The following is an 11,590-nucleotide window of genomic DNA, read 5'->3' on the forward strand; positions in this document are numbered from 1 at the left end:
AATTAATTTTAATAATTGTTTTAACTCATTTTTTTATCTTTAAAAATAAAAATAACTAAATATAATTATATTCAGTTAGTTTAAAGGACATATATTTCTTATTTTTTAAAATTTTTATGGGAAAGATTTATAAGGTATTATACCTTAATTATACATAACATTAAAAAAATATTATCTAAAATTAGTTTAATTATCTTTATATTTAGTATTTAATTGAATAAATTTTCAATAAATACTATGAGTTTTTATTTCATTTAATAAAGATTTTTAATAAGATTTTTATATTTTAGGAATTTCTAAAATATGAGATTTTTTTAGATTTTTATTGAGGAGCTCATATTTTTTATTGCATTAGTAAAATAAAAAATAATTTTAAAGATATTTGATTTTAAGAGTTATTTTTTTAAAACTTTTAAATTTGTATTTTTTTAGTGTATTGAGGTGAAAAAATTTCGTTAGAGAAAAGAGCATTGCTTTTGGCAATATTCTGCTTATTCTTCATTGCAATAAGTGGAGTATCTGCAAGTGATGCCTTAGATATGTCGAATAATCCAGATAACTCTAATATTCTTAGTGATTCTATCGATTCTGAATCTGAAGAGTCAATTGGAAATTCTTATACTGATCAATTATCTAATGAAGCTACTTCCAGTTTAGGTGCAAGTGCTTCTGACGCTTCCAATGATGCTAGTTCCACTTTAACTGAGGGGGAAGAGGACAATAGTCATGAGGCTATATTTGAAGATTCAAATTCCTCATCTTCAACTGTAAAGACTGCAACCAGCATAACTGTGTCTAAGACTAAAATTTACTCTGGAACTCCTATAGTTATTACATTAAAAGATAAGAATGGTAAAGTATTAAGTGGTAAAAAAGTTCAAATTAGCGTACCTAGTAAAAAAAGAGTTTTTACTATGACCACCAACTCAAAAGGACAGGTAAAGATTAATTATTACAAGATTGGAACTTTTAAAACTATTGTCCAATTTAAAGGAGACAAATCCTTTAGCGCTTTTAAAATCACAAAATACATTAAGGTTTTAAAAAGTGGGACCAGTTTAAAAGTTAAGAATACCACTGTTCCGAGATCAACTCCGTTGATTGTCACTTTAGTGAACAAGAAAAGCGGAAAGGCTATAAGTGGTAAAAAGATTAAGTTCAGAATTCCTATATTTGGTAATAAGATTTATAGGATAGCTACCAATTCCAAAGGTCAAGCTAAACTTTTTGTAACCACTAAAAAGAGTTTTTCTGTTATCATTAGTTATGCAGGTAATGATAATTTATATAAATCCTCAACAAAAGCATATGTAAAACCTATTAAGTGTAAAACAGCATTATCCTATTCATCCACTTCTTTGGAGTATGGTGAAGATTTTGTTGTAAACCTTAAAAAATCCAATGGGGATCCTGTAAAGAACAAGAAACTCATTGTTAAGGTAACTAATAAGAATGTAACATACACCTTGAAAACTAATTCAAATGGAAAGGCAATTGTTCCTGTAAAGTATCTCGGTACTTTAAAAATGAAAATCAGTTTCTCAGGAAATGATATGTTCGTTAAATCTTCTACAAGTGCTAATCTGACTGTTGAAAAGGGATCTACTAAAATAAAAGGTTCTGATGATTCTGTTGGAAAAGGATTTAATTATTATATCACTTTAAAGAACTCTGCTGGAAATGCATTGTCAAATAAGAAAGTGACCATTACCCTTAACGGCAAGACCTTTACCAAAACTACCAATTCAAAAGGGCAAGTTAGTTTGGTAATGAACTACAAATTAGGAACTTATCCTATTGAAGTGAGCTATGCTGGAAACAAATATTATGATTCATCCAAGCTTTCTACAAATGTTAAAGTGGTTGAACCATCTATCAGCATATCAAAAATCATTACTGCAGCTAAGGATTTAAAGGTCCGTGTAGAATACATCAATATTCTAAATAAGCAATACAGTGTAAATATCGATGGCAGAAAGTATACTATGGATGAATTTGCATATCTTATGGCTGGTGCTATAACCAACATAAATAGCGGTTCAAAAGCAAATGTTAAAATTAAGGATTTATCAAATAATTACAATTCCTCTGGAAGCAAGATTAGTGGTAAATTATATAAAGCTGAATACCTTAAGTTAGCAAAGAATGTTACAAGCTTTGTTAATGATAATAAACGTATTCCTAATTACAAGCTAACTAATTTAGGTAAAATGGAAGCAAACCTTTACATTTATGCGTTTACTGCTGCTTTAAATTATTATGGTAATAATAATAGATTGCCTTATTATGTAACAGTCAAAACCAGTTATGTTAGAGGAGGATATTCTATTTCCATTAGTCAAAATGGTAAAATTTTGAACTATAGGCAGATATTTGATTCAGATGAATTTGCAAAATACTTGAAAACAGGAGGTAAATCTGCACTAAATGATGCTATTAAAAAGAAAGCTAAAGAATTAACCGCAGGGTTATCCAGTCCTAAGGCTAAAGCAAACGCTATCTTTGAATTTGTAAGGGATGATATTAAATATAGTTTCTATACAAATTCCTTAAAAGGAGCAAAAGGTACTTTAAGTTCCAAAAGCGGTAACTGTTGTGATAAAGCTAACTTGATTGTAGCAATGTGCAGATCTGTAGGTATTTATGCAAGATATTCCCATGCAAAGAACTGTAAATTCGCTAGCGGATTAAATACTGGTCACGTATGGGCTCAAGTTTACGATCCAATATCACAAACTTGGTATACTGCTGATGCAACAAGCCGCAGAAATGAATTAGGCAACATTAAGAATTGGAATACCAAGTCTTACAGCATACCTAAGAACTATGCGCTTATACCATTCTAGATTTATTGATTATTTGATTGGAGAGATAGAATAATTCTTTTAAAGTTTTATTCTATAATTTTATTTTTTTAAATATTTTTTAATTAAATTATTTATTTTAATTATTTTTAATTTATTTTAATTCTATTTTTATTATTTTTAATTTATTTTAATTCTATTTTTATTTATTTTTATTAATTTTAAATATTTTTCAATTTAAGTTTTTCTAGCTATTTTTAACTTTTTTCATTAAGTTTATATAACTTTAAATTTAAATTTAAATTGTAGATTAATTGATTTTTTTATAAAAACTGTTTTTAACAAATATTTGTTGATTATTATGGCAAAGTATAAACGAGTAGCTGTTGGGGGAACATTTGACAAATTTCATTATGGCCATAGAAGCTTGATTGCCAAGGCTTTTGAAATTGGTGAAAATGTTGAAATAGGAGTGACTTCCAATGTTTTTGCATGCAATAAGGAGGGGGATGTTGACTCCTGTGATGTTCGTATGGCTAATTTAAATGATTTTTTAGGTACAAAGTATAAGAATTTCCATATTTCTCGTTTGGATGATCCTTATGGGCCAACAATTCATGATGAAAATTATGATGCTATTGTTGTAAGTGAGGAAACTGAACCTAATGCTGTAAAAATCAATGAGATTCGAGTCAGTAAAGGCATGAAACCTCTTGATATTGTTGTTGTAAGCTTTGTCTTGGCCGATGATGGAATACCTATTTCTTCCACTCGTATACGTCAAGGAAAAATCAATCAAAAAGGGGAATTAATTTAAAGATTCCATTTTTTTATGTTATTAGTTTTTATTAGTTTTTATTAGTTTTTATTAGTTTTATTACTTTTTATTACTTTTAGCGGTTAAGTGCCTTATTTTTATATATTTTTTATAACTTTTTTTTAAGAGATATTTTATCATTTATTTTTAATTTAACCTATTATTTGTCTTTTTTTATTTATTTAACCTTTTTAAATTAATTATTTTTCAAAAATTCATGAAATTTTCAAAAATTTTTAAGCAGACCTTAAAATTAAATCGTTATGTTTATATATTCATGTCGATAAATATAGTATTAAATATATTAAAATTATTTATTATACTTTATATTATATAACAATTAGATAATTACTTAAGTGTGGGATTGTTATGATTTTTATTCAAAGAGATGGAAGCGAAACAAGAAAATTATCTTATGATAATAATGTATGTTTAGCATGTGGAATATGTGCTGACTCTTGTCCGACCAGCTCCTTAGCTTTAGGGGATGTTTTAGGTATTGCAAGAGGTCAGGTAGAAGGAAACAAGCTTGCAATAGATGAAGAAACTTGTGTTATTTGTGGTTTATGTGCATCTGCTTGCCCATTTGGAGCATTGGACTTTGAAATTGATGGTTCAAGTTCTAAAGACTTGGCTGCTTATCCAACATGGACTCATGAATCTGCAATTGATGATGAATCATGTGAATTCTGTGGAAGATGTACTGTAGCATGTCCTCAAGATGCAATATTGTTCAAAAGGGAATTGCCGGATAGAAATGACTTGTTAAAAGGTGAAATTTCAATAAACGATGGGGAATGTATCTATTGTAGTGCTTGTGCTGAATTATGTCCTGCAGATGCAATCACTGTTGTAAATACTCCTGATGCTTGTTCCATTGAAGTGGATGAGGATAAGTGTGTCTACTGTGGAGTATGTAAGAGAGTATGTCCTCAAGAAGCAATCAAAAACGTATGTGTTACCTGTATGCATAGTGAAGAAATTGAAAAGCCTGCAATCACTGGTGCCATATTCATTGGATCCGATTGTATCAACTGTGGATGGTGTAAGGAAATCTGTCCTGTAGATGCAGCAGAAGTCACTAAACCATTTGAAGGTGAAATAACCACTACAGGAGAAGACTGTGTAGGTTGTGGATCCTGTGTAGACCTTTGTGCATGTAATGCAATTGTTCTTGAAGACAATGTTGCTAAATTCAATGATGAATACTGTGTTTTATGTGGTGCATGTACTAAAGTATGTCCTCAAGAAAGAATTGTTGTAAAAAGAACTGACATGAAATTAACCAATGTTTCCTCAGCTTCTTGGAAAGCAACTTTAGAAAGATTACTTGATTAGATTGAATAAATCATTTAATTTTATTCAATTAAATTCCTTTTTTCAATCTATCATATTCTCATATTTACAAAATAATAAAATCTCCATTTGACAATTAGTTTGCGGGGGTTTTCTATTTAGTTAGAAAGATTTATTATTTTTTATTTTTTATTTTTTTTACTATTTATTAATTTTATAAATTTTTTTGTTTTACTTATCTTGCTTATTTCAAGACTTTTTATATTATGTATTTATAAATTATTTTTAGGATTTTTACCAGGATATTTTATTTTAATTTAACTTATTAAATAAAAAAAGTCTTCCTTTAGAAAGCGTTTGATTGAATAGATCATTGATTTCCAAGTTGATTTTATAGATGTAAGTTCCGCAAATGATTGAAATCATTAAAATCGAACCTAATAATAAAATTACTTCAACGCTTGTTTGGCCTCTGTTGTCCAATTTAAGATGTTCTAGCGCTTTCATTATTTTACCATTTAAGACATATGAATGTTTATTCAATTTAATACATGCTTACATTGTTTCTAATGGAACTTATATCCTGTGTAGCATTCAATCCACTTGCATTGTTACTGAAGTAAGATCTATAAATCAAAAGCCCTGCTAAAGCTATTACAATTACTCCTCCAAATAATAGGATATATTCTGCAGCTCCTTGGCCTGAATTGTCCTTGGAAATAGCTTTGATACTTGATTTAATATTATATTTTATACTTTCACTTAAGTGTATGCCATTTTCATTTTTATATTTTTCAAAAGTCATGTTTTCACCTCATTTTGTTAAATAATTTCAATGACTTATTATTTAAGTATTGTCTTTTTTTCTAATTTGGGAAACAATTTGAGATTAATATTAAAAATAAAATATGATTTACTTTTTAATATAAATTTAACATTCATATTATCTTTTTTATTCATTTTAAAATATTATAATCATTTTTGAATTTTACAATATTCATATAAATTGCCTATTCTCTTAAATTTTATTTAATTTTGTTTTTATTTATTTGAGAATAGGAATTAATCACAGATTTTTTATTTTAATCAATTTTATATTATAATTTAGTTTTTTTACTAATTTTTAAGCCTTTTTTCATTCATTAAAAACAAAATTATATAAATGATTAATATTATATATAAATATTAATAATGGTTAATTTTTTATTAAAATCTTAATTTAACCATTTAATTGATTATACTTATATTTTTAGGTGGGTTAATTGGCAGATTCGTTAGATATATTTACTGGTATTTTATTAACAGTCATTGGTTTAGTTCTTGTTTATGGAAGTATCGTTTATCGTCTAATAGATTTAATTCTAATCATAGGTGTTTTAATCACCATTTTCGGTTTATACAAATTACTTCCAGCATTTATCTTAAGAATTATAGACTCAAGAGGCTTGAATAGGAATTCAAGGCGCAATAAATTGAATCAAAGGTCTAAAAATGACACTTTTTCACGTGTAATGGAAAGTGCTAAAGAGGTTGAGGATTTAGTTAATTCCAAATTGGATGGCAGTTCCAATTCCAATTCAAGATCCAAATCAATTTTAAAACCTCGGGATGATTCATCTTCAATGACTCTTGATGAGTACTTAAATACAAGTCAACAAACAGAAACCAAGACAAGATTCAGCGAACCACTGGATCAATCCAAACAGGTTCTCAAGACTAAACCAGTAAATGAAGAAAAGCCTAAATTTAAACTCCCATCTATTAGAAAGTCTAGCAATCCTAAAAAGAGAAGTTATGGTTATTTAGAAGATCAAGAGGAATCCAATCCTGATACTGTTTACTTCACACCTAATTATGAAAAGCCTATGAGAGTTACCCGCAGGCCAAAAAGGAAATCCAAAGAAACAATCAATCTTGCTGATGCTCCTAAAAGGTCTCTTGAGATTTCAAAGGCCTTGGCAAGTGTTGGTGAAGCGGAAACAGTTTATGACAACGATGTATCTGATGAAAGTTACAGCCTAATGCCTAAAACCATTGATGAAGAAATCATAATGCCTATTGATGAGATTGATTTAGAGCCACAAGAAGAACCGGTTTATAATTTGTCTCAATCTGGAAATACTCTTTACAATAATGTGATTTATGATGAATCCCTCGAAGAAGATTTCATAACCCCTATCTATGCGGATGAGGGTTATAGAGAGGAACATGGCATCGTCTATGAGGATTACGTGGAAGAACCAATTGAAGAGGATTCCCAATCTGATGTTAAAGTTGCTGATGATTTAGGATATATTACTCCTGATTCAGCTATTGATGTTGAAAACTTGCCAAGACCAACATCCATTGCTTCTACAAATCCAATAGCTTCTAAGGAAGAGGCTAATACTAATTTATCCAGACCTCATAAGAAATCTTCCAAGATTGATGATTCAAAACCTAAAGTTGAGATTGGGGAAATTCCTAGACCTGTTCCAAAAGTCCACACACCAACTGTGGCAGAGGAACTTCCAGTTGTGCCTGTTTCTGAAATTGCAGGTACCTCTGATGAGACAATTACAATTGACCCTAATAATCCGGAATCAATTCCTATTCCAAAATTATTGAATAGTTATGTCATTTGTGAAAAAGGAATCTTAACTTCACAGGAAGCTTTTGAAGAGGTTGCAAGTCATTCTAAAGAAGAGATCTTATTGGAAGCTCCAACAATTAAGGATATGGGTGACAGATTCCTCTCAAGCCTTACAAAAATCAAATCAAGAGTGATTATTGAGGAATTTGATTTGGAGGATATTTCATATGTTCTCTTATTAAGTTCCCTCATTAAGAAAGGAGTTGAAATCAAGACTTTAGATTCTGTAGAATCATTTAACTTAATTGGAGATACATCTCATGCATTATTGATATCCAACAGCATAGATGAGGATGATTTTGAATATGGTGCAGTTTATGATGATGTGGAATCAGTGGAAAACATCAAGGAATTATTCGAATCCTCTTGGAAATTGGCTAATGGCTTGGATATTGGTGCACTTGTTGAAAACAATAATTAAATTGATTTTTTTTACTTTTATAAACTAATGATATTGAAAAGGTGAAATTATGGAAATTAGATGGTTAGGTCATTCTGCATTTGAATTGATCAGTGATGAAGGAGTAAAGATATTGGTTGATCCATTTATTAGCAATAATCCTGCTTGCCCTCTTCCTGTTGAGGAATTGGAAGCAAATATCATATGCATAACTCATGGTCACTCTGACCATTTTGGAGATGCAATGGAAATAGCTAACAATACAAATGCAACTCTTGTTGCAAACCATGAGATCTCCTTATTCTTAGGTGAACAAGGATTTGACTGTGTCAGCATGAACACTGGAGGTTCTGTTTTTATTCAAGGAATCAAAATCACTATGTTAGATGCAAAACACTCTTCTTCTATTGATTTCACTGAAGAGATTCGTCCTGCTGGTGGCCCTGGAAGTTTCCTATTCACTTTTGAAGACGGTACAAAGGTATTCCATGCAGGAGATACTGGATTGTTCTCTGATATGGAAAATGTCATAGGAAAAATCTATAAGCCGGATATTGCAATGGTTCCAATTGGAGATAAGTTTACCATGGGTCCATTTGAAGGAGCGCTTGCAGCAATGTGGTTAGCTCCAAAAGTTGTTATTCCAATGCATTACAACACTTTCCCTGTAATTGAACAGGACCCTGCAGTATTTTCCAATTTTGTAAATCAACTTCATCCAAAGGTTGATGTTGTAGTCATGAATCCATTGGAATATTACAAACCTGATTTTGAAAAAGAAGAATAATTCAAACTTTAAAAAGTTTGAATATTTTTAATAATTTTTTAATATTTTAATTATTTCTTAATATTTTTTCTATTTTTAACTATCTTTAACTATTTTTTTATTTTTAGCATTTTTAGTTAATTTTCTATTTTATTAAAAAAGTATGAAAATGGATTTAAACGAAATCACATTTTCCACTAGGCAATACTCTCACAACATCATCTAGACTCAATAGGTTATCCTCGTTGATTCTGGATAATATTTCCTTAGCTATTTTTTCCTTTTTGGTAAAGCCTGGCTTTATTGTTACAAATTTATTGGTATGATGTTTCATTGCATCGGTTGGTCCAGCCATAATGCGCTTTTCACCATCATATTCAACAATGCCTATTGATATTTCAAGTTTCGCTCCCCTAATATAGTTTCTATGGCCACGAATGATAAATGCACCTTTTGGCACAAACTCTCCTGAAACTGGGGTTTTTGAAACTTGGTCCGGTTCCACCCAATAGACGTCTTGAGATGTGAAGTTTTTCGACCAAGCACTTGAAAAGGAAGCTGAGAACTCACCTAATTCTTTAAGCAAATTGTCATTTAATGAATCGGATTGAACTTTTGCTACAACTGATGGAGCACCATGTATATCCGCATGCAAATAAATATCATTTTGTTCTAAATATTTCTTCACAACCGCTTCATTGGTACCTGCATCTCTACCGCAAACAACTAAAATTCCATCACTTGATACAAACCATCTCAATTTCTCATACCACTTGAGATTCTTCTTGACTCTCTTCTGTGGAACCATGATATTTGCCATGGCCTTTTCCTTTTTGGCTTCCATATCCGCAAGCTGTCTTTTGGTGTTTTCAATAGCGATTAATGCACCCTTGATCTTTCGCTTAGCTTTCTTTGCCTTTTCATAGTAGACTTCAGCATTATCAGGTATGGATTTCTTGGAGTCAAGGGCTATGCTTACATTATCTATTCTTAATGTGATGTTTCCTAAAGGATCCATGGATTCGAATATCTGCGCATCAGCCATTCCAGACTTTTTAGCATCCTTCAATGTCTTTCCTATTTCTTTCCATCCATAGTCCTTTTCCCTTGCACCTTTGATTACATTTAATATGTTTTCAACTTGAACGTAATTTGTAAAGAGAAGTTCTCCTTTCATTTGGGAATCTTCAATTGTTTTTTCAAAGTTATGCAATGTCTCTTCCTGCTTTTCAAGCCTTTTTGAAAATTTGGAAACCTTTTTGTTCCATGCCGCTTCCTGAATTCCTGTAATTTCATTTTTCACTTTGGAAGAATAGAATTCATCACAGGCTTCATTGAAGCTTTCAAAGCTTTCCTCTTCAAATCCTTCATATTGGCTTAATTTGATTGAAATGACATCTTCCTTGGATTTGTATTTCTTGTCAGGATTCTCCAATTCCAGTTTCTCTATTTCCTTTCGGTTGTTTACAATCATTGGAGTGAACTGCCTTTTCTCCAAAGGTTCAAAAACTGATTTCAATGCGTTGAAGATGATATTCATCTCCTCAGCACTTAAGGATGAACATGATGCTTTCTTGCTTATTACAGTATTTGCCATGATCTCTTCAGCATATAGGCTACCAAGACCATTTGTTGCAAGAACCCTTACAATCTCTTCATCTTCCCCACCACTTACAATTTCCTTGAATTCATCGATAGTCAATGTGGTTGGATTTATTCCATTTTCGATAGGGAATACATATTCCTTTTTGGAGCTTATGTCCCTATCGCTCCAATGCTTTCTCTTAAGAGGCAAAATGATTTCATTGGATTCATTTAAGAGTATGATGTTTCCTTGAGAGAATAGCTCAACAATAAGAGTGTAGGTCTCTTCCTTTTTCATCTTGATTTCAACAACCCTATCAAAATTATGCTGCTCTACGCTAACTACATTTGCTCCCTTCACTATTTTTCTAAGAAGCATTGGAAAACTTGGGGGGTTTTGAGGGTTTGTTAAAGGATATTGGCTTAAATGTATTCTTTTTCCAGCTTGTATTACAAGATCCAATCTTCCTGTCCCTGCCTTATGGAATCTCATGACCACAGTATCCTTAGTAGGCTGGAATGACTTATCCACTCTTGCCCCAACCAACAAATCATTTAATTCCTGACATATTGTGTAAATGTCAACATTTGTCATTGATTTCATATTTTATCACTTGAATAATTATTAATGATTGAATTATTTTTAAAATTTGTTTTTAAACACATTAAAAAGATTTTTTTTTTATTAGATTTTTAATGATTATCTATAATGTTTATGCAATATTTTATATATTATATCAACTTATATAATTATAGTTATAGTTTTTATATGATTTAATTATATTTAAAACTTTAAAAAACTTTTATTTAATTAAAATAAAAAATCAAATAAAAAAATCAAAATTTATTTATATTTATTTTTATTATTGGAGGAAAAATTAATGGATGTCACTGTTAAAACTGTATCAATTCATCTTGTTGCGGCAATAGTTGCAGCTCTCATATCCACTGCATTTACAACTGGAATGTTAGGATTCAAAAATCATGTATTTGCATTTATAGTAGGTTTAGTAATTCTTTATTTCATAGGCCAATTCTGTGAAAAGATGTTTGGTGAAGAAGTTAAAGGATTTTCAACTTGGTTATGGGACGGAATCCTTCCATTCGGATTCTGTTGGTTCATTTTATGGACTATCTTAACTAATTATTTATAAATAATTAGTTTCTTTTTTTATTTTTTTTACTATTCTTTTATTTTGCTATTTTACTATTTTTTACTATTTTTTAGAATTTTCTTTACTATTTCTCACTATTCTTAAATTTTTTATTTATTCAAATTCAATTTTTAAAA

General features: G+C 30.1%; 9 protein-coding genes. 6 read left to right on the forward strand and 3 right to left on the reverse strand.

The features are described 5' to 3' along the window. Positions 1-476 precede the first annotated feature (476 nt). The 3 genes from VW161_RS07945 (at position 477) to fwdF (ending at position 4,959) form a co-directional block, all read left to right on the forward strand. The gene (locus VW161_RS07945) at positions 477-2,846 is read left to right on the forward strand and encodes a transglutaminase domain-containing protein (protein WP_304105054.1); all 2,370 of its coding nucleotides are present in this window, start codon (positions 477-479) and stop codon (positions 2,844-2,846) included. Positions 2,847-3,165: 319 nt separating this feature from the next. After that, positions 3,166-3,621, forward strand: coding sequence for a phosphopantetheine adenylyltransferase (locus VW161_RS07950; RefSeq protein ID WP_439778455.1), 456 nt, complete (start codon positions 3,166-3,168; stop codon positions 3,619-3,621). A gap of 369 nt (positions 3,622-3,990) precedes the next feature. Further along, on the forward strand, positions 3,991-4,959 hold the full coding sequence (gene fwdF / locus VW161_RS07955) for a tungsten-dependent formylmethanofuran dehydrogenase subunit FwdF (RefSeq protein WP_325192896.1): 969 nt from the start codon (positions 3,991-3,993) through the stop codon (positions 4,957-4,959). A 270-nt stretch (positions 4,960-5,229) separates the two neighbouring features. Here the strand turns inward: fwdF and VW161_RS07960 are convergent, their stop codons facing one another. Both VW161_RS07960 and VW161_RS07965 read right to left on the reverse strand, forming a co-directional pair. Beyond that, positions 5,230-5,424: a class III signal peptide-containing protein gene (locus VW161_RS07960; RefSeq protein ID WP_304163660.1), complete on the reverse strand. Its 195-nt coding sequence runs from the start codon at positions 5,422-5,424 to the stop codon at positions 5,230-5,232. A 37-nt stretch (positions 5,425-5,461) separates the two neighbouring features. After that, positions 5,462-5,647 carry a class III signal peptide-containing protein gene (locus VW161_RS07965; RefSeq protein ID WP_304088170.1) on the reverse strand — a complete coding sequence of 62 codons (186 nt, stop codon included), beginning with the start codon at positions 5,645-5,647 and terminating at the stop codon, positions 5,462-5,464. A gap of 532 nt (positions 5,648-6,179) precedes the next feature. Here VW161_RS07965 and VW161_RS07970 point away from each other — a divergent pair. Both VW161_RS07970 and VW161_RS07975 read left to right on the forward strand, forming a co-directional pair. After that, positions 6,180-7,970 (forward strand): hypothetical protein, encoded by a 1,791-nt coding sequence (locus VW161_RS07970; protein ID WP_304094165.1) that lies wholly within the window; start codon positions 6,180-6,182, stop codon positions 7,968-7,970. 49 nt (positions 7,971-8,019) lie between these two features. Then, the gene (locus VW161_RS07975) at positions 8,020-8,736 is read left to right on the forward strand and encodes a metal-dependent hydrolase (RefSeq protein WP_304094162.1); all 717 of its coding nucleotides are present in this window, start codon (positions 8,020-8,022) and stop codon (positions 8,734-8,736) included. A 154-nt stretch (positions 8,737-8,890) separates the two neighbouring features. On the opposite strand, the gene rqcH is transcribed toward VW161_RS07975, so the two are convergent. Beyond that, the gene (gene rqcH, locus VW161_RS07980; protein WP_304134973.1) at positions 8,891-10,903 is read right to left on the reverse strand and encodes a ribosome rescue protein RqcH; all 2,013 of its coding nucleotides are present in this window, start codon (positions 10,901-10,903) and stop codon (positions 8,891-8,893) included. Between the two features lie 277 nt (positions 10,904-11,180). Here rqcH and VW161_RS07985 point away from each other — a divergent pair, with 277 nt between their 5' ends. Further along, positions 11,181-11,453, forward strand: a complete 273-nt coding sequence (locus VW161_RS07985; protein WP_304088151.1) for an EMC6-like membrane protein — start codon at positions 11,181-11,183, stop codon at positions 11,451-11,453. Positions 11,454-11,590: the final 137 nt, after the last annotated feature.

The organism is Methanobrevibacter ruminantium (assembly GCF_016294135.1).
Taxonomy (GTDB): domain Archaea; phylum Methanobacteriota; class Methanobacteria; order Methanobacteriales; family Methanobacteriaceae; genus Methanobrevibacter; species Methanobrevibacter ruminantium_A.

What these genes read in the sequence shown, in the direction of transcription:
- fwdF (WP_325192896.1), top strand. Translation starts at nt 3,991, where the DNA reads ATGATTTTTATTCAAAGAGATGGAAGCGAAACAAGAAAATTATCTTAT.
- VW161_RS07975 (WP_304094162.1), top strand. Translation starts at nt 8,020, where the DNA reads ATGGAAATTAGATGGTTAGGTCATTCTGCATTTGAATTGATCAGTGAT.
- VW161_RS07985 (WP_304088151.1), top strand. Translation starts at nt 11,181, where the DNA reads ATGGATGTCACTGTTAAAACTGTATCAATTCATCTTGTTGCGGCAATA.
- rqcH (WP_304134973.1), bottom strand. Translation starts at nt 10,903, where the DNA reads ATGAAATCAATGACAAATGTTGACATTTACACAATATGTCAGGAATTA.
- VW161_RS07960 (WP_304163660.1), bottom strand. Translation starts at nt 5,424, where the DNA reads ATGAAAGCGCTAGAACATCTTAAATTGGACAACAGAGGCCAAACAAGC.
- VW161_RS07950 (WP_439778455.1), top strand. Translation starts at nt 3,166, where the DNA reads ATGGCAAAGTATAAACGAGTAGCTGTTGGGGGAACATTTGACAAATTT.